The 18,169-nt window shown below is 69.0% G+C and carries 17 protein-coding genes and 4 pseudogenes; 8 read left to right on the top strand and 13 right to left on the bottom strand.

All coding sequences use genetic code 11. The features are described 5' to 3' along the window. The 5 genes and pseudogenes from CG747_RS49375 to CG747_RS14405 form a co-directional block, all read right to left on the bottom strand. A complete protein-coding gene (locus CG747_RS49375; RefSeq protein ID WP_257980412.1) occupies positions 1-174 on the bottom strand; it encodes a hypothetical protein in 174 nt (57 codons plus the stop codon). A gap of 709 nt (positions 175-883) precedes the next feature. Next, positions 884-1,042, bottom strand: a pseudogene (locus CG747_RS49370) (transporter); the annotation flags it as partial. Positions 1,043-1,236: 194 nt separating this feature from the next. Then, positions 1,237-1,794: a DUF3291 domain-containing protein gene (locus CG747_RS14415; protein WP_100602105.1), complete on the bottom strand. Its 558-nt coding sequence runs from the start codon at positions 1,792-1,794 to the stop codon at positions 1,237-1,239. Positions 1,795-2,285: 491 nt separating this feature from the next. After that, complete coding sequence (locus CG747_RS47975) at positions 2,286-2,438, bottom strand: hypothetical protein (protein WP_180985544.1); 153 nt, start codon at positions 2,436-2,438, stop codon at positions 2,286-2,288. Between the two features lie 612 nt (positions 2,439-3,050). Beyond that, entirely contained in the window at positions 3,051-3,431 is a 381-nt protein-coding gene (locus CG747_RS14405) for a helix-turn-helix domain-containing protein (RefSeq protein WP_100602104.1), read from the bottom strand. An 89-nt stretch (positions 3,432-3,520) separates the two neighbouring features. On the opposite strand from CG747_RS14405, the gene CG747_RS14400 reads away from it, so the two are divergent. Next, entirely contained in the window at positions 3,521-4,345 is an 825-nt protein-coding gene (locus CG747_RS14400; protein WP_100602103.1) for a polysaccharide deacetylase family protein, read from the top strand. Then, entirely contained in the window at positions 4,342-5,268 is a 927-nt protein-coding gene (locus tag CG747_RS14395; protein WP_100602102.1) for an NmrA family NAD(P)-binding protein, read from the top strand. The genes CG747_RS14400 and CG747_RS14395 overlap by 4 nt, the downstream gene beginning before the upstream one ends. Positions 5,269-5,549: 281 nt before the next feature. Here CG747_RS14395 and CG747_RS14390 read toward each other — a convergent pair. Then, a pseudogene (locus CG747_RS14390) lies at positions 5,550-5,948 on the bottom strand (VOC family protein). Positions 5,949-6,223: 275 nt separating this feature from the next. Beyond that, positions 6,224-6,730: a nuclear transport factor 2 family protein gene (locus CG747_RS14385; protein ID WP_100602101.1), complete on the bottom strand. Its 507-nt coding sequence runs from the start codon at positions 6,728-6,730 to the stop codon at positions 6,224-6,226. Positions 6,731-6,868: 138 nt separating this feature from the next. Here CG747_RS14385 and CG747_RS14380 point away from each other — a divergent pair, with 138 nt between their 5' ends. Further along, positions 6,869-7,366, top strand: coding sequence for a LysR substrate-binding domain-containing protein (locus CG747_RS14380; RefSeq protein ID WP_100602100.1), 498 nt, complete (start codon positions 6,869-6,871; stop codon positions 7,364-7,366). A 185-nt stretch (positions 7,367-7,551) separates the two neighbouring features. Here the strand turns inward: CG747_RS14380 and CG747_RS50950 are convergent. The 4 genes and pseudogenes from CG747_RS50950 to CG747_RS14360 all read right to left on the bottom strand — a co-directional run. Then, positions 7,552-7,803, bottom strand: a pseudogene (locus CG747_RS50950) (transposase); the annotation flags it as partial. Positions 7,804-8,137: 334 nt separating this feature from the next. Next, on the bottom strand, positions 8,138-8,536 hold the full coding sequence (locus CG747_RS14370) for a nuclear transport factor 2 family protein (protein WP_100602099.1): 399 nt from the start codon (positions 8,534-8,536) through the stop codon (positions 8,138-8,140). Positions 8,537-8,861: 325 nt separating this feature from the next. After that, positions 8,862-9,035 (bottom strand): hypothetical protein, encoded by a 174-nt coding sequence (locus CG747_RS47970; RefSeq protein ID WP_180985532.1) that lies wholly within the window; start codon positions 9,033-9,035, stop codon positions 8,862-8,864. A gap of 228 nt (positions 9,036-9,263) precedes the next feature. Further along, positions 9,264-9,449: a hypothetical protein gene (locus CG747_RS14360; RefSeq protein WP_100602097.1), complete on the bottom strand. Its 186-nt coding sequence runs from the start codon at positions 9,447-9,449 to the stop codon at positions 9,264-9,266. 312 nt (positions 9,450-9,761) lie between these two features. On the opposite strand from CG747_RS14360, the gene CG747_RS14355 reads away from it, so the two are divergent. The 3 genes and pseudogenes from CG747_RS14355 to CG747_RS14340 all read left to right on the top strand — a co-directional run. After that, positions 9,762-10,874, top strand: coding sequence for an oxygenase MpaB family protein (locus CG747_RS14355; protein WP_100602096.1), 1,113 nt, complete (start codon positions 9,762-9,764; stop codon positions 10,872-10,874). Between the two features lie 783 nt (positions 10,875-11,657). Next, the gene (locus CG747_RS14350; protein WP_100602095.1) at positions 11,658-12,491 is read left to right on the top strand and encodes a PIG-L family deacetylase; all 834 of its coding nucleotides are present in this window, start codon (positions 11,658-11,660) and stop codon (positions 12,489-12,491) included. Between the two features lie 633 nt (positions 12,492-13,124). After that, positions 13,125-13,481, top strand: a pseudogene (locus tag CG747_RS14340) (MarR family winged helix-turn-helix transcriptional regulator); the annotation flags it as partial. Between the two features lie 67 nt (positions 13,482-13,548). On the opposite strand, the gene CG747_RS14335 reads toward CG747_RS14340, so the two are convergent. Further along, positions 13,549-14,046, bottom strand: a complete 498-nt coding sequence (locus tag CG747_RS14335) for a tautomerase family protein (RefSeq protein ID WP_100602093.1) — start codon at positions 14,044-14,046, stop codon at positions 13,549-13,551. Between the two features lie 363 nt (positions 14,047-14,409). After that, positions 14,410-15,936: a PucR family transcriptional regulator gene (locus CG747_RS14330; RefSeq protein ID WP_180985531.1), complete on the bottom strand. Its 1,527-nt coding sequence runs from the start codon at positions 15,934-15,936 to the stop codon at positions 14,410-14,412. Positions 15,937-16,102: 166 nt separating this feature from the next. Between CG747_RS14330 and CG747_RS14325 the strand changes: the two genes are divergently transcribed. Then, positions 16,103-17,509 (top strand): cytosine permease, encoded by a 1,407-nt coding sequence (locus CG747_RS14325; RefSeq protein WP_180985530.1) that lies wholly within the window; start codon positions 16,103-16,105, stop codon positions 17,507-17,509. Beyond that, the gene (locus CG747_RS14320; RefSeq protein ID WP_100602091.1) at positions 17,506-18,009 is read left to right on the top strand and encodes a nucleoside deaminase; all 504 of its coding nucleotides are present in this window, start codon (positions 17,506-17,508) and stop codon (positions 18,007-18,009) included. Before CG747_RS14325 ends, CG747_RS14320 begins: the two co-directional genes overlap by 4 nt. Positions 18,010-18,169: the final 160 nt, after the last annotated feature.

The raw sequence follows: 18,169 nt of genomic DNA, 5'->3' as shown, positions 1-18,169 counted from the left end.
TCACTCGAACAGGTCCAGGGCGTCGTCGATCGCCGCCGCCTCCAGCGACCGGACCACCGCGGTGACCATCGCCGTGCGCTTCGGCTCCGGGGTGCGGGCCAGGTTCGGGGCCTTCGAGCCCAGCCCGTTCTTCGCCGGCGCTGCCAGCCGGTTCGTCGGCATCTGCTCGGCCATCACCTTCCCCAGGCGGAAAGCCGCGAGGACCCCGCACGACCGCCTGCAGTTTGATCGGCCCGGTCCCCCTCGCTCGGGCGGCGACCGGCTCGAGGGAAGCGGTCTTGCCGATGCCAGCCTCTCCGCGCAGCAGCGCGGCGCCACTCTCGCCGCGCTGGGGGTCGGCGAGCATCAGTTGGATTCCCCGCAGCTCCTCGTCGCGGCCCGACAGTCGTGCGCCCGGAGTCGGCAACCCGGCACTTGTCGTGACTCACTGACCGTAGCTGCACGCCGATCGGGTGTTCGCGGCATCGGTGCTCGCGCTCGCCTTGTGAGAGTGCGTCGGCGTAAGTCGGCCCCGGAGGAGCCGTCAGCAACGTCCGCCCGGCACGAGGTGACGGCGACCACGCGGGCGACTAGAGGGTGTCTGAGAAGCTGGTCAGCCGGGCGCAGGGCTCGTAGCGGGGCCGTGGCGCTTCTCAGGGGCCGAATCGCCCGCATCCCTCATGCGGGTACGTGTCAGGCGAGCGGCAGCCGTAGGGAAGCAACGTGCCCGGCGACACGTCTGCGCCTTCGAGTGCCTCGGCGAGAGCGTCGCCCGCGTGCCTGAGGTATACGGCGATCTTGCGTCAGGAGGAGAACTCCGTACTGTCGCCTCCGGACTCCGGCTGCGGGAATCCGTCGGTTCCCCGCTGGCTCTTGGCGAGTTCGACAAGCTCGTGATGGCTGCGATCAGCCGCGGCGCGCTCCAGAGGATCAGGGACGCGACCGTCGCCCCCAGTCGATCGCGGACCAGGGCGCGGAAGGCGTCCCTGTGCGCAACGAGCCAAGACATTTAGTACAAGCCCTGGTTGATCACTCCGGAGGCAGTGTCCCGCTTGTACGCGACTTCACCGACCGCAGGAGTTCGTGAACCGGCTCTGAACTGCGACGACTCGTAGGCGACAGATCCGTGATGGGGAGTCGGAGCCGTTTGGCTTTGTTCACGAGAACCGGGTTCTCGTGAACAAAGCCAGGCCGTTGCTGTTCGCCGTCATTCCATCGAGGCGTTTGACAGCGAATCCAGTCGTTCAGGCTTCCTTGTCAGCGAACCTGGTCGCTCTTCGGCCCAATGTCTTTGATCCTGGTCGGAGTTCCGTCCGGGGTGAACGAGTGGTGGAAGGTGAAGGCGTGCGGCGCGGGGTCGTGGTCGTGGAGGTGCTCCAGCCTGGAAACCCCGTCCTGCCAGGTGGGTATCACGTCGTCGGAGACCCACCAGAACACGTAATTCGGGTGTTCTGTCCTCTCGAACCAGTCGTAACGCCTGTTCAGCGCCTCACGGTGCAGGCCGGTGTAGATGGCGTCGAAGGCGGGGCGCAGGTCGGTCCAGAGTGAGAGGGTCGCGGCCAGGGCGGTGGTTTCCACCGTACGGCCCTTGCCGTACCAGGTCGGTACGACGAACTCTCCCCATGCACCCCAGTCCAAGTCGAAGTGTGAGCCCCGGTTGCCGTCTGCCGCTTCAGCATGCGCGAGGTATCCGGGGTGCTGACTGATCTTCCGGTAGACGGCCTCACCAATGTCGTAGAACTCGCGCGTGAGAGGTGCCGGATCGGCGAGAGGTGACTTCAGGACGCCGAACGTGTACAGAGCAAGATGAGGCATGCGTCTCTCCCTGGTTGGGGCTGCCTGGCGTGGACCTGGTTCGGTGGCTTACGCATAGGGGCGAGGGTTCGTGGGGCATGACCGACTCATCCCGTCGCGGGTGGCTCAGCCTGAAGGAACCCCTGTGCGACCGTGGGCGACCACCGAAGACCAGATGAAGGTAGCTGCCTCTGCGAGCCCTGTCGAAGTTGCAATTTCCCTGGCCAAGTGGCCTCTTGCACAGGTCCTTGCGGGAAATGGGGCGGTGGCGCTGCCTGCCTCCGTGGAAGTCCTCATCGGCCCATCAAATGCCGGGAAGCAGCATCGACAACGCCGCTCAAGCCGGTGTGCCGGGGCGGCGCCAGCGGCGTTGTCGGCGTCGATTGGGTTGGATGAAGGAGCGACTGGGTTCGCTGTCAAAGGACAGTTGCTGTGACTCGCCTGGGAGGTCTCATGGGAGGGCCCGTCCACCGCGACGGTGGACGGGCCGCGGAGTGGTTGCGCGGGAGGGATCAGGACTTCGGTGCCGGTTCGGCGATACGGGCTTCGAGGTCGGCGACGCGCCGGTCCTGGAAGCGCAGGTTCGAGCGGGCGGCCTTGATCAAGGGCGGCTTCGGTCTTGCGGCGGCGTGCGGCCAGGGCCGCCGCGGCGGCTGTCGCGTCATCCGGGGCGCCTTCGGCCAGCAGCCGACACTGCTCGCGCTTGCGACGCCAGTAGAGCAGGTCAGCGCCCGAGAGGACGAACCTGTCGCAGTTGTGGCAGTCGAGGTTCCAGGGGCAGGCGCCGCCGTTCACGACAGGCTGGAAGGTGCAGAACCCGCCCTCGGCGGGAGTACTGCGGCGAGAGAGGTCGATGGCCAGGGCCGGGCCTGCTCGCGGGTGAGCGGGGTGGCGGGGTGGTGTCGCTGGTGAGGATTTCTCCGGGATTCGTGGTGCCGGGTCCGGCGACCCACACGTGCTGCAGGACGTTCTCCAGGTCCGACGGGGTCAGGTGAACGTAGTGCTCGGCCATACGGTCGGAGACCTGGCCGAGGTAGCGGCGGATGTACGTCCGAGTGGCGCCGTGCCGCAGCAGCCAGGTGGCCAGCGTGTGCCGGGCCTAGAGGGCGACGTGTGTGAGGCAACGTAGGACTTCGGCAACAGCTGAGCCGTACCGCTACCCGGGCGCCCGTTCGGCTGGGGCAGGCGGGCGCAACTGCCGAGACGGTGCCGCCGCAGGTGTTGTTCGGATCGGCGCAAGCATCCCCTCAGCCTCAACGCTGAACAGGACGAACACGTCATCCACCGCTTCGCCGCCGGGGTGATACGCCGCCCGTTGCGGACTCTTGGAACTCCATCACGGCCCCGCCGTGCTCGTGGGCCCACTCGGTCAGCACGGCGATCGGCTGCACCAGCGTCCGGCCCAAGTCCGTCAGCACGTACTCGACCTTCCCGGCCTCGGCATGGCGGTCGACGAGGCCGTACCCCTGCAACCGCCGCAGCGTCTGAGTCAGCACTTTCCGGGAGATGCCGCCGATCAGGTCGACCAACTCGCCGTGCCGGCACGGTTGCCGACTCAATGCGAACAACACGACCACCGCCCACTTGTCGGCGATGATCTCGATCGCCAACCGAGCCGGGCAGTCGGCGAGGAAGACACTGCCGGAGTACTCACGCACGCCCCGATGCTAGCCCGCTGCCAGGTACCTGCAGGTACCTACCGCCTCATTAGCGTCCACGGCGGAAGCCACCGAAACAGGGGACACACATGAGTAAAGAGATCGACTGGCCGGGCGGGAAGAAGGTCGCCGCGCTGATCACAGTCGCGTTGGAGCTGTGGTCACCAGGGCACGGTCCCGCCTACGCGCCGATGGCCGCGGCGTGGCCGCTGTCCGGCGTCGACGACACGCACAGCGCCTCCTGGGTGGACTACGGCGTCACCACCGGCATCTGGCGGCTGCTCAACATCCTCGGTGACCTGCCCGCCACCGTCGGCATCAACGGCCTCGTCGCCGAGCGGTACCCCGACACGGTGGCGGCCGTGCACCAGGCAGGGCACGAGATCGCCGGGCACTCCTGGACTCAGGACGTCGTCCCCGCACTGCTCGACGTGGACACCGAGCGGGACAACATCCGCCGCTGCACCGACGTTCTCCAGACAGTCACCGGCGTTCGCCCCACCGGGTGGATGAGCCCGCGCGCCACCGGCTCGAAGCGCACCTGCGATCTCCTCACCGAGGCCGGCTACCGCTGGACCGGCGACCACAACGACCACGACCTCCCGCAGGTCCTGCCCACCGCTCACGGCCCCCTGGTCTCCCTCATGCACAGCGACCACTCCGACGTCCGCAGCGCCGCGGCAGGCCCGTACGCCTACCGCGACCTGCACCATGCGCTACTGGGCCAACTGCGCGCCGCCCCCGGCCCAGGCGTCTTCCACCTCACCGTCCACGCCCACGTCGGAGGCCGACCGCTCCTCGCGGGCATGGTCACCCAGATCCTCGACCACCTCCGTGCGTCCGACGACATCTGGGTCGCCACCCACGCCCAGGTGGCCGAACACGTCCTTACACACCAGGGAGTTACGCCATGACCCACGCCCTCGTCGTCGGCGGCACCGGAGCCATGGGCAGCCACGTGATCCAACACCTGCTCGCCACCACCGACGCCACCATCACCATCCCCACCCGCAACCCGGAGTCCACCCACGCCATCGAACTCGCCGCCACCGCACCCCACCGCCTGCAACTGGTCCGCTCCGACCCAGCGGCCCTCGACGCCCTCATGGGGCAGGCCGACCGCGTGTTCGCCAACACCGACTTCTTCGCGACGGGCAGCGCCGTGGGCGAGTACCGGCAGGGCCTGGACCTGCTGGCCGCCGCGGAGCGGGCCGGCGTGGAGCGTTTCATCTGGTCCTCGTTGGACAGCGCGGTGTCACTGACCGGCCGCCCCGTCCCGCACTTCGACAGCAAAGCCGCCGTCACCGCCCACATCGACCTGCTGCGGTCGGAGGAAATGCTCCGCAAGGAGACCGACGGCTGGTACACGAACCACGTCTCGGTACTGACCACGGCGCCGTACTTCGAGAACCTGCGCGACCGACTCACCCCGCGACCGGACGGCCGGGGCGGCTTGGTCTTCAGGCTCCCCCTCGGCGCCGCCCACTACCCGCTTGTCGCCCTCGACGACATCGCCTGGTTCGCCTGCCACATGTTCGACAACTGGCAGTCCTGGGGCGCCCGCGACCTCGCGGTGATCGGCGACAGCCTCACCGGCGACGAGATCGCCGCCACCTTCACTCACGTCACGGGCACCCCCAGCACCTACCTCCCGATGCCGCACGACGAACTGCACGCCACCGTCCCCGACTTCAGCCACGACTACGCGGCGATGTTCCGGTTCTTCGCCGACCGCGATCTCTACCACCGAGACCGGGACATCTCCCTCCTGCGCCGCCTGCACCCCGACTTGATGACCTTCGGGGACTGGCTGCACCACACCGGATGGACGGGATGACCACCCACCACGTCAAGTCCGAACGCGGGCACGCACGACAGGGCTCGTCGCTCCGGACCGGGGCCTACGCCGGCCTGAGATCTGGCAAACCCGGCGTGGCACACGCCAAGGGCCAGGCGAGGAAGATGCCACGAGTTTGAGACCGGTCATGACGGCATCGCTGTGCGACAACGAAGAAAAGCCCGGGTCGCTGGGTGGAGTGGTGGCGCCGTCACCGTCACCGTCGCCGTCACCGCGATCCGGCTCCGGCCGCGTGCAGTTCATGACTCGCCCGACGCTGCTCAGACCCAGGTGCGGGAGCACAGCACCAGGCGGTAGCCGTCCGGGTCGGCGATCGTCACACCGTGCTCGTCCCAGTACGGGTTGGGTGCCGGAACGCGGGTACCGCCGGCCGCGACCAGGCGGTCGATCAGGGACTCGTCCGCCGGCTTGCCGAGGTAGACCACGAACAGGTCGTCCACCGTCGGGGTCGGCGCCAGCGGCCGCTCCGGGTCGTGCGTCAGCTCGAAATGCCAGGCGGCGCCGGGCGGGCCGACCATCAGCAGGTCGTGCTCGCCCGGAACGCGCTCGGTCGTGCGTCACAGGACGGCCAGGCCGAGGCCGTCCACGGAGAAACGTTCGGCGGCCGCGAGGCTCCGCGAGGGCCGGGCCACCCGGACTGGGACGGTGGAGTCGATCACGCCGAGACCTCCAGGGCAGCCCGCCAGGCGGGGCTGCCGAAGGTAGCTGGTGAAGCCGTCGGCGGTGCTGTCCGAGTCGGCGAGCAGCGTCATCGAACTGCTGGGGTCGGCGCAGGTCTCGGCCTCGGCGTGACGGGTCCGTACCGGCCGTCCGCCGGTCACTGCGATCTTCATGTCGTGCCCTTTCCACGGGATCGGGGAATTGTGCAGGGAGTCGAGAGGGCCATGAGCTCTCCGGGTCAGGGAGGCCCTTGTGCGGTTCTGCGGGGCGGGCGTCAGCCGAAGATCGCGGTGGGTTCGCCGGTGTACCAGGTGTTGTCGATGCGAAGCCGACGGATGACCCAGCGGTCGCCGTCGCGGACCAGGTCGACGTCGTAGGGATTCTTCAGCAGCGCGTGTGTGGCGGAGTCGGCGATGAGCAGGTGCTGGGCTTCCACCAGGGCGGTGAGCCGGGCGGTGTCGCCATCGATCGTGATCCGCGTGTTGGTGACCTGGTGTGTGGTGTCCACCCGGCCGGTGAACATGGCCAGAATGGTGGCGACGATGGTGTCGCGCCCGGACATCAGCGGCGGCTCGGCCCCCCACTTGGAGGCGGCCGGGCGGAAGTCCAGCTCGGCGTCGGCGGCGAAGGCCGAGGCGAACAGCTCCTTGTCCTTGAGGTCCTGGCCCAGGCCGAAGCGGTAGAGCGCGTCGGCGATCTCCGCCCGGTCCCTGAGTTCCGCGACGGCCGCGGCGGTGTCGTGAGCGGGGGTGGTCAGGGCGCGGTCGCGGACGACGTACATGATGTTCTCCTGTGCAGGTGAGTCGGCCTTTGCGTCGGCTTTTCAACGCCTCTGATCCTGCTGCGGTCCGGATAGGGCATCAATGCGCACCTGCGCAACGATCGTGAAGCCTCGATTAACGATGGGAAGGGTGCGGGGATGCTGGAGCGGCACGAACTGGAAGCGTTGACCTGCCATCCGATGCACAAGGAGGGCATCGTCATGGGGCCGGTCCTGGTGCGGGAGGCACGCATGCTCGCCGTGCCGACAGGGCATCCGTTCGCCCGCCGCGCAACCGTCTCCGTCGAGGATCTGGCTCGCGTGACCGTGCTGCAGATGCCCGAGACGCTGCCGGAATCCCTGCGCGAGGACCGCGCGCCGCGCCGGACCCCCATGGGGAGGCCCATCGCACTCGGCCCCTCGGCCATGACGTTCAACGAGACGTTGACGCTCGTGGGCGCCGGGGAGGGGGTCTTCGCCGTCGGCGCCCACACCAGGCGCTACTTCGCTCGACCCGACGTCGTCTACGTCCCCTTCGAGGACGCCGCGCCAGTGGACTGGGGCTTGGTATGGCCCGCCGGCGGTGCGACAGCCCGCGTTCGCGCCTTCAGCGAGACAGCACTCAACCTGGTGCAGGAACCTGCCCCGAACCCCTGACCGTCGCCGACGGCCCGGACGTCATCCCGGCTGACGGTTCCGGTCGTGCGGTCGGTGCGGTGGCGCAGGATGCGTACAGCCTGGGCGGCGTGGGGGAAGTCGAGGCCGAGGTCGGTCACGGTGAGGGCCCTGGTCACTCGGGTCTCCCGGCGGCCGTGGCCGATCTCCCGGTCGTAGCGGCGGGCGGTGACGTCCTTCCACGGCAGTGATCGCAGCCTGCGGTGCAGTTCGGGCTGGTTGGCCTTGGCCACCAAGAGGTAGTGCGCCTTCTTCTCGTCCACCAGGAAGCGCGCATGCGCGCACTGGGTGTGCAGGGCGTCGGCCGTGACGGTGACCCCGGTCAGGTCGAAGGGCGCCAGTAGCGCGGCGAAGCAGGTGATTTCGTTGGTCTTGTCGGGGACCCGCAGCTGGGTGACGGTTCGGCCGTCGCCGGTCATCGCGGCCGGCAGCTGGGCGGCGGGCGTCTGGCCGTGTAACGAGCGTGCGCCGGAGACAACCGCGGAGGCGGCAACCAGCAGCACCGCCACGCACGGGTGACCCACCCCTCGACGTCGACGCGGATCCGGCAACAGCCGCAACCGCTCCACCAGCGACAACCCGCAGTGTCCGCCAGAGCGGGCGACTTGATCAGGCAGACGGTGGCAGACTGACGACACATCGAAGCTCCGGTGGTGCGAGGCGACTTGGGAAGGTCACCCCGTTCAACCGGAGCTTCGCTGCGTGCGTGACGGCCCAGCCCGCGCTCCTTGGACCGCCGCGACCTGCGGACTCTCAGGGCTGGTCGTACCAGGAGAACGCCGCGATCCGCCAGCCCTCCGGGGTGCGGACGAACTGGATGGTCTTGGTCCCGCCGCCCTCGAACGGCTCGCCGTCCAGGATGCCGGCCTTCCGGTACTCGCCGAAACGCGACGCGATGTCGCCCGCGATCTCGGTTCGCTCGGAGGTCTCCCACTCCGAGAACTCGACCAACCGGCCGTCGGCGAGCAGGCGTTCGCGCGGCTCGATGAACTCGTCCACGGTGTAGACCGTGTACTTCGGCCCGGTCGACACGATCACACCACCCGGAATGACCAGCCGGCGGATCCGGGCCACGTCCGCGGCCTTGCCGCCGCGGTTGTCGAAGGCTCCGAAGAACTCGGCGGCTATCGCGTCAATCTCGATCTTGGACATGGCGCGACAGTAACACCGCTAGGGGGCAACGGACATGGCGTCGAGGCAACTTCGACCCAGGGCACCCACGAGATCATGCAACTTTGCAACAGCCCTGCGCTTCATGCTCACAGAGATGAGTAGTTCTGAGAGACCACGGACCCCTGCCGAACCATGTCCGCTTTATCCCTGATCTTCTTTCTCACAACGTCTCGCAAAACGGCTTTCGCGCAAGACCCCTCGCGATAGCTGCTGCGACATGCTCGGGTGCGCGGGCGACCGATTTTTGCTGACATGAAGTAGTCCCCGCCCCAAGAAGCAGGGCGGGGACTACAGGGGAGGCCGCTCAGCGCAGTTGACGCCCCATTTTTGCGATTCGCCTGTTCCGCCCCTTGGTGTCCCACCACTCTTCCAACGAGGCGCGAACCAAGTGCACGAGTTGTTGGAGGCGATGAGGGTCGGGGTGGGAGGAGGTGAGGACGTCCACGAAGGACTTGTCGTCCCAGGGCAGAGTGAACATCCAGTGTTCCTCCTGGCGGCCTTGACGCACTACGGCGATCTCGTACGTCAAGGTCGCGCTGCGGTCAGCATGATGCCGGACCGACAGGCTGGAGACGTCGAATCTGACCTGTCCGTCACCAGTGGTGTATGAGCAGGCCAGGGCTCGCTCTGCTGGCGTCTGATCCACCATGCGAACCATCCGCCCTTCGCTTTCGTCAGTGATGGACGGCTTCCCTCCGCGCCGGAGTCAGCACGTGCCGCCGCTGGCCAGGTTTGTGAAATTGTACGCGGTGAGAACGTCATTCAGTCCGGCAGGAGTGCCGATGATAGTGCGAAACCTTTCGACCGGCGGGCACTGATTCGTGTAGATCGAGAAGCCGCCTCGGCCGATTGGGACTCCGTTGGCAATTGCTTTTTTTATCTTGCCGTCCATGCCACTGTTCCAGCCGTGGCGCAGCTTAGTGTATTTCCATCCCCACGTCGTTGTTCCGCAGCGCGGCGTGTGCCTTTGGACCCCGCGGAAGTACTGCCACACGATGTAGTTGCGGCCGTTGTGTTTGCATGTGGCGTCGACGCTGTTGATGGCGATGCTTAGGTTACGAACCCCGTTGAGGCGTGCGAATCACTTACCTATCTGGTTCGCGGTCCGCCACCGCCCTCTCCTCATACGGGTGATGTTCCCGCTGAAGAACCCTGTGGGCTGGTAGAGGTGGGCGTCGCTCGTGACTACTTCGAGGAGGCAGGAATGCCCGCCAGTGCGTGGACGGACGAGGTGTTGGACTGGATGCGGGGCACCGGTGATGTGGCCGGCGACGCCGCGATCACCGAGACCTACGAGTTGGGTCGGCAGGAAGAGGTGCGGCAGGCGCTGCGCGGGCTCGGCAAGAACAGCGAGGCGCTGCCCACCGATCTGCCGCCCCAGCTCCGGCGATACTTCGAGCTGAGCTCGGTACTGCCCGATTGGGCCGATCCGGAGCTGATCGAGCGCGGTCGCAGCCTGCTGGGCCGCTATGAGGCGTTGGTCGTCTCGACGCTGCTGTGCGGCTCCCTTCCCCTGTGCTACGGCTGCGGTAACGGGGCCGAGGTACTCGCACGTTCGCAGCGGCTGACCTCGGGGGTGTACCGGCGGCTGATGGAGACCTCGCAGTTCGTGGTCGACGTCCTCGACGACGGGGGGCTGGGGCCCCGGGGACGCGGGCTGCGCTCGGCGCAGAAGATCCGCCTGCTGCACGCCACCATGCGGTACCACGTCGGCCGTCAGGACGACTGGGACGGGGACTGGGGGCTGCCGGTCAACCAGGAGGACCTGGCCGGGACACTGATGAGTTTCTCGGTCGTCATCCCCCGGGGTCTGGGACGGCTGGGCGTCGACCTGCCGCGCGAGGACCGCGATGCCTTCTTCCATGTCTGGCGGGTCGTCGGGCACGTCCTGGGCGTCGACAACCGGCTCAACCCGGCCACCTTCGAAGACGGCGCGGAACTCTGCGACACCATCCTCCGGCGCCAGCAGAGGTCCTCGGAGGCCGGCATCACCCTGACCAAGGCGATCCTCGACTTCATCCGTGAGGTGTTGCCCGGACCGGCCTTCACCGGTGCCGGGCCGACCCTGATCCGGCACCTGATCGGAGACCCGGCCGCCGACCTGGTCAAGGTCCCGGCGGCGGACTTCACCAAGACCGCGCTCCAGGCCGGGTCTGTGATGAACTTCGGCTACGGGAAGACCGGTGACGCCGTCCCCCTCGTCGCGAAGGCGGCAAGCGAGCTGGGGCTGGCTGTGTTCAAGAACGGCCTGCGGCTGACCAACAAGGGCCGTCGCTACGAGTGGCAGGTTCCCACCGGACTGACCGGGACGACCTGACCCGAAGCGGGCTTCCTCACGTCAGTGGGGTTCGGGCTCTCTGCCGGCGGCGCCGCGCGCCTCCGTACACGGCCCGATCCAGCCCGTCGAAGCGGTGGTCCTCCTGCGGGTCTGGGGCGACGGCGGCACCCCGGCGACGCCGCCGGCGCCAGGCCTTCGAGCACCTCCCACCGTCTCAGCGGCCGGTGGGAGGATCCCTTCGTGGTTGCCGGCGATGCCTGGCCCTTGGCCCGGCTCAAGACCGCCTGCGCGCAAGGCTCGGGCGCACATCATCGCGGCGTCGTTCATGGTGACGTCGTCGACCGCGCGGGTCTGGTCGTGGGTGGTGCGCCGCAGCATCACCGCGCACACCGTCTGCTCGTGCAGCCGGCGCGGCCACGGCGTCTCGTGGGGTCGTTGTCGGATGGCGTGCCGGCGGTGGATGACCCGAGCCTGCTCAACCGCCCGCGGTCACGAGGCGCGGCCATAGCGTGCGTTCGTCCGGGCCTGCCACCGCGCCCCATCCCGTTGCCCATACCGTCGTGCTACCGACGAGCGCGGGATCGGTGAGAAGTGGCCCCGGCCCTCTCCAGGTGCTGGGAGTTGTGAGCCTGCTCGTTGCCCGCCACTGAGGCCGGCGGGGTGTGCCACGGTGCGGACCCACACGGCCAAGGTCAGGGGAGTTTCTGTGCACGGCGGGAACACCGGTCCGGCCAGCACAGTTACACCGGGTATTGAGGGGCGCCTGCCCATACGCCCACTGCGGACTCATGCCTATGCCTTTTCACCCAGGAGGACTGTTTCATGAATGACTGGCCCTTGACGCTCATGGCGGTGCACGCCCACCCCGACGATGAGGCCACTAGCACGGGAGGTGTCCTCGCGCGGTACGCGGCGGAGGGCATCCGCACCGTCCTGGTGACGTGTACCGACGGTGGTTGCGGTGACGGACCGGGCGGCGTCAAGCCGGGTGACCCCGGACACGATCCGGCGGCCGTCGCCTTGATGCGGCGTCAAGAACTCAAGGCGAGCTGCGACATCCTCAAGGTCAGTCATCTGGAGATGCTGGACTATGCCGACTCCGGGATGATGGGCTGGCCGACGAACAACGCCCCTGGATCTTTCTGGCAGACACCTGTGGAGGAGGGCGCTGACCGGCTCGCTGAACTCATGCGACGCTACCGCCCCGATGTGGTCGTCACCTACGACGAGAACGGCTTCTACGGCCACCCCGACCACATCCAGGCCAACCGCATCACGATGGCGGCGCTGGCGAAGGCCGCGCTGACACCTAAGGCGTACTGGACGACAGCGCCCCGCTCGATGATGCAGCGGTTCGGGGAGGCCATGCGCGAGTTCGGTGCGGACGGCCACGAGCCGGATCCCGCCGAGGCCGCCGCGCTGGCCGAGATCGGGCTCCCCGACGAGGAGATCACCACCTGGGTGGACACCGCCGACTTCGGCGGTCAGAAGTTCGATGCACTGGCCGCGCACGCCAGCCAAGGGGAGAACATCTTCTTCCTCGGGATGGGCCGGGAGAAGTTCACCGAGTTGATGGGCCTCGAGACCTTCGTACGCGTCCAAGACACCACCGGCGCGGCCGTGCCCGAGAACGACCTTTTCGCCGGACTGCGCTGATCCGCACGCCCACCGCCGTTCTTCCACAGCGCGGGTGTGCTCTCCCGCACCGGCAGAACCTGTAGTGCCATGTGCATTCCTTCCGGATCGGACGACGGACGAGCCTCGTTCCTCGTGTCGGCTTGCCCGGGCCGTCAGAGTGCAGGTGGTGGGCTTGCGCCTCGGGCGGGCTCGGCGGGGTGCGGGTACCTCGGCCGGGCCCGCCGTGTGCGTAGGCGCCGCTGACAGGTGAGCTGGTCGCGCTCCTGGTCGCACGTCAGGTCGCGCCTCTGGTCGCAGCCCGACCAGGAGGTCAGGGGGCGCCCGGCGAGCACGCGGAACGCCGACAACTTCCCTGGGAGCCTCGTGCCTTGCAAGGTGCGGCTCCGCCGCTTGGCGGTGTGGCGCAGGTGGAGGGCCATGGGCACCATGGATCACTCGTCGATGGCGCCCGCGCCGCTAATTTCTTGCTTTGCCGCGCTTGGGGGCGGGCTCGTGGCCTCAAGGGTGCGGTCGCGGTTGCACTCGCGCTCCGTCCCGGACGCGGCCGCGGGCACGGTGAACGCGATGCCGGACGGGTCTGCGAGCCCTTCAGGTCCCTAACGGCAGTCCGCCACGCCGTCCCCCGACCCGAAAGCAAGCTCCGCCAAACACGGCTTGGACGTTGGCGAGTTCGACATCCTCAGCACGCTGCAGCGCTCCGGGCCGCCCTACGCCCTCCCCGCCGGGACCTTCCTCAAGGCATCCATGGTGGCCTCCGGCACGATCACCAATCGCGCCGACAAGATGGAGGCCAAGGGCCTGGTGGAACGAGTGCGCGACGGAGAGGACCGGCGCACTGTCAAGATGCACCTCACCGAGCGCGGACACGAGGTCATCGGTGCCGCCTTCACCGACCATCTGGCGAACTACGCGCGACTGCTCGCCGATGTGGACCGTGAGCTGGTCGAGAAGGCCGCCGAGGGCCTCCGGCCGGTACTGGAGGCCCTCGGCGACACCACCATCAAGTGACGGCCGTCCAGCGCACCGAGAGGGCCCAGTCGCCTTCTATCGGCGGCCAGTTCGCGTTCGCCGCTCATCAGGGCAGTCGGGCGTGTTCGGCTCGGCTGGCAGCGATCCGCTCACGCGCGAGCGTACGGGCCCGCTTGGTGTCGCCGCCGCTGAGCCGGGCGAGGATCGTCGCGAGCGGCCTGATCTGGCCCCGGCCGCCCCAGTGGCCCTCGGGGATCTCGGTGGGGAACACCCAGATCCGGCGGGCGTCACGCGGCCAGGCGCCGTTCTCGGCGTCGAGGATTGCCTCGGTGACCTCGGCGATGACGCTCTCACGCTTCTGCTCGTCGAGCTGGCCCTCGGGGACGGACGGGACGACCTTGTAGCGAGGTGCGTCCGCGGGTTCTCCGCCGACGTAGACGCCGGCCGGTCGGTGCAGCCAGAGCCAGGAGACGGAACGGCTCACCGGGTCGGCGGGGTCGAATCCCTCGTTGCGGATGAGGATCTCGGTGATGCGGTTCAGCAGCGCCGCCTCGGCGTCCGGCTGGAGCGCGCCGTCGGGAATGTACACGTCAAATATGGGCATGGCCGATCCCCTTCGCCGACCCGCAGGGTCCGTCGGTCATCGTCCGGCACCGGCCCGTCGACGATGCGAGCTCCTGCGATGAGCCGGTCAAGGTCGTCCTCGAGTGCGCCGCGGGGCACAGCCACCTAGGCTCGGAAGACGTTTGCCGCACGCCCGGGCCGGGCGCGCGCTTGGTGGATGGCTCCTGAGATCCCAGGTCGCGGCCTACTCTGCGGCTGGTGTCCGAGCTCGCGGCGGGCCTTGCGCTGCGCCGGGACCCGGCGATCCCAGGCCCCGCACTATCCGTCAGGCGCCGTAGCGGGGCCGGCAGCTGGCGAGGAAGTCACAGTGGACTGGATCACGGGCGTGGCGGCCATGCACGCTTCAGTGGTCGCTGATCGTGCAGGCGAGGTAGAGGTCGACGCGGTCGCGGGCGGTGGACAGGTCGCGGCCGGTGAGTTGCTCGATGCGGCCGATGCGGTAGTGGAGCGTGCTGACGTGGATGTGGAGTTCCGTGGCCGCGGTACGCCAGGCCCCGTTGGCCTCCAGGAACACGGTGAGGGTGTGCACCAGGTCGGTGCCGTGTTCGGTGTCGTAGGCGTGGAGTGGGCCGAGGAGGCTGTGCCGGTAGGAGCCACGGATCTCGGCGGGGACGCCGGCCAGGAGCAGGAGGTGGGAGTCGAGTTCGCCGGCGGTGACGAGGGCGAGGCAGTGGGGGCGCAGGGCGGCGAGGCGGGCCGCGTGGCGGGATTCCTCCAGGGCGCGGGACAGGCCCGCAGGGTCGGGGCTGGCGCTGAGCCCGAAGGCGATGCGGCCGCCGTCGGCGGCGGGTTCGAACTGGGTCAGGCGGTCGCGCAGCAGGCGGGCCAGGTGAGTGTCGTCGAGGTGGGTGCCCAGTGAGGCGAGGATCGTCAGGCCGCTCTCACTGCCGGCGATGACGGTGCGGATGTCAGGGTCTTCGTCCAGGGCGCTTTCGGCGAGGTCGGCGGCCAGGTCCCAGGAGCGCAGGGCGCCGCGGGTCAGGGCGGTCAGGACGAGCAGGGGCCGGTCGGTGGCCAGTCCTGTGGTCCGCAGGCGGGCGGTCACGGCGGCGGCCGGTGCCTGCTGGTCGAGGAGTTCGACGAGCTGGGCGTGGAACTGCTGCTCGGTGCGGCGGCGTTCGTCGCGGCGGGCACCGCCCAGAGCGAGGAGTTCGGCGGTCTGTTCGGCGGTGGTGGTGTCATCCGGGGTGCCGTGGACGACGAGGAGTCCGCCTCCGGCGCTGCGGCGGCCGATGGGCAGCAGGGTCCGGCCGTCGATGGTGGCCGGCAGACGTTCGGCGTGCAGGGCGTGGGCGGCGAGGCGGGTGCGGGTGACGGCCGGAAGCGCGTGGGCGGGCCCGGCGAGCAGGCGGCCCGCAGGGGACAACGCCCAGCAGGGGGTGTCGAGTTCGGTGGCGAGCATGGCGACCAGGCCGCCGAGGTCGGCGCCTTCCACCAGCGCGGTGACCAGGCGGCGGTGGCGGCCGAGCACGTCGGCGAGTTCGCGGCCGCGCTCGTGGTTGATGCGGTCGATGACGGTGCGCGACAGGGTGCTGTAGCTGATGTCGGCGGGCGCGGCCAGCACGGGGATGCGGTGCCGGCTGCAGGCGGCGACCAGGGCGGGCGGGACCTCGCCGAGCAGGATGTCACCGGCGACCAGGGCGGCGGCCCCGCCCTGGGCCAGCGAGGCAGCGAAGGTCTCGCAGTCGGCTTCGGTGCGGTACCAGCCCTCGCTGGTCAGTACCAGTTCGCCGCCGGAGAGGAAGGCTGCGGGCTCCAGCAGGTCGGTGGTGTAGACCCAGCGCACCTCGCGATCCAGGCCGCCGGGGCCGCCGTCGGCAAGCAGAGCCAGCCGGAGCTCCGGCATGGCGGGCAGATCCGCTACGCGCATCCCGTCCCCTTCCTTCGTCTCCGACGATCGTACGAAGGGGCGATGGTTCCGGGCCAGAGTTTGCGCTCTACCGAGGATGCCGGCCCGTGGTGCATCAGGTGTGTACTGCGGTTGCTGCAGCGCACGGCTTTCCCTGATTCCTACGAATGACGGAAGGAGGCTCGGCATGGCTCAGCACAGCACCACACTCGCGCAGAAGATCAAAGGGTCCCTGCGCGCCGCGACAGCGGTCGAGACCTCCGGTGTCGAACCGATACCGGAAGACGGGCGCAGCGGCGGACCAGGCTCCTCGTTCACGCTCTGGTTCAGCTCCAACGTCCAGTTCTCCAGCCTCTCCAGCGGCATGCTCGCCACCGCCGCCTTCGGGCTCGGCTGGGTCCAGGCACTGCTCGCCATCGTCCTGGGCAGCGCCGTCGGCGCCACCGCGATCGGCGTCATGTCCACCTTCGGGCCGCGCGCCGGGGTCGGGCTGCTGGTGCAGACCCGCGTCCCGCTGGGCCGCTACGGCGCGGCAGTCCCCGCGGTACTGGTCTTCTTCAAGGCGTGCGCATGGTTCGCGGTCAACTCCGTGCTCGGCGCGTTCGCCGTCCAAACCCTCATGGGCGGCGGTTTCGCCCCGGCGTTCGCGCTGGTCACCTTGGCGCAGGTCGCCATCGCGCTGGTCGGCTACGGGTTCATCCACCTCGTACAGAAGGCGATGGCCGTCGTCCTGCCGCTGCTGTTCATCGGCGTCTCGGTCTACGGGTACGCCAAGAGCGACCTCGGCTCCCACTTCGCTCCCGACAAGGCGGGAGCGCTCGGCTTCACCGGCGCATTCGCGCTGACCATCGCTGTCCAGGCGGCCCGCGCGCTCAGCTTCTCCTCGTACGCAGCGGACTACACCCGCTACATGCCCGCCGGCACCCCGCCCCGTCGGCTCTTCGCCTGCGCCTTCACCGGCACCTGGCTGGGCTCGGTGTGGATTGCCAGCCTCGGCGCCGCCATCGGGACCATCGCCTTCATCGGCACCCCCACCGACCTCGTCGGCCAAGTGCTGCCCGGTGCGCTCGCCACCGTCACCATGCTGGCGCTGGGCCTGTCCACCATCACCTCCAGCTGTCTGGACTGCTACTCCGGCGCCCTGGCCTGGCTGATCGCCGGCGTGAAGATGGCCCGCTGGCAGGCCGTCCTCGTCGTCGGCGTGATCGGCGGCGCCATCGGCTGGACCACCGGGCAGGGCGACTACTGGAAGTCCTTCGAGAACTTCCTCATCCTCCTGGGCAACTGGATCGCACCCTGGCTCGCCGTGATGCTCGTCCACCGCTTCCGAGCCCGCGCGCAGTCCCCCACTCCACGCTTCGGTACCGGCTTCGCCTCCTGGCTACTCGGACTGGCCGCCGCCGTCCCCTTCATGAGCCAGCCCGGTGTCTACGTCGGACCGATCGCCAAGGACCACCCGGCCCTCGGCTCCTGCGCAGCCGCCGTCGCCTTCCTGACGGCCGGCCTCGCCCACTACGCGCTCACCCGCGTACACCGCCGCCCGACGGCACCCCACACCCACACCGCACACACCAACAAGGAGATCCCGGCATGACCGCCGTCCCCACCACCGCTCCCACCGCCACCGACGCCGACATCGAGCTGCTCCACGCCGCCGTCGCCGTCGCCCGCCGCTCCCGTTCCGCCGGCAACCACCCCTTCGGCGCCCTGCTCACCGGCCCCGACGGCGAGATCCTCCTGGAGGCCGAGAACACCGTCACCACCAACCGCGACGCCACCGGCCACGCCGAGACCAACCTCGTCCGCCTGGCCACCGCCACATACGACGCCGCGTTCCTGCGCACCTGCACCCTCTACACCAGCACCGAACCGTGCGCGATGTGCTCCGGAGCCATCTACTGGGGCAACATCGGCCGCGTCGTCTACGCCCTCGGCGAGGACGAACTCCTCGCCCTGACCGGCGCCAACGAGGAGAACCCCACCATGGCCCTGCCGTGCCGCAACGTCTTCACCGCGGGGCAGCGCGACCTCCCCGTCATCGGCCCGGTCGAGCTGGCCGACGCCCGCGAAGTCCACCACGGCTTCTGGAACTGACCAGCCCCGCCGCTCGCCCACTACAGGGCGCTCAACGACGCGGTCCCTCCCCGCCAACCTCACCGTGAGATCAGGTCTGGACCGCCAGGGCGCCATCATCACCGAGAGGGTATGGGCACCTCGTCGGCATGATCGATGACCTCGATCGAGCACGCGAACA

The organism is Streptomyces sp. CB02959 (genome assembly GCF_002803155.1).
Taxonomy (GTDB): Bacteria; Actinomycetota; Actinomycetes; order Streptomycetales; family Streptomycetaceae; genus Streptomyces.
This window is presented reverse-complemented; position numbering and strand designations above follow the sequence as displayed.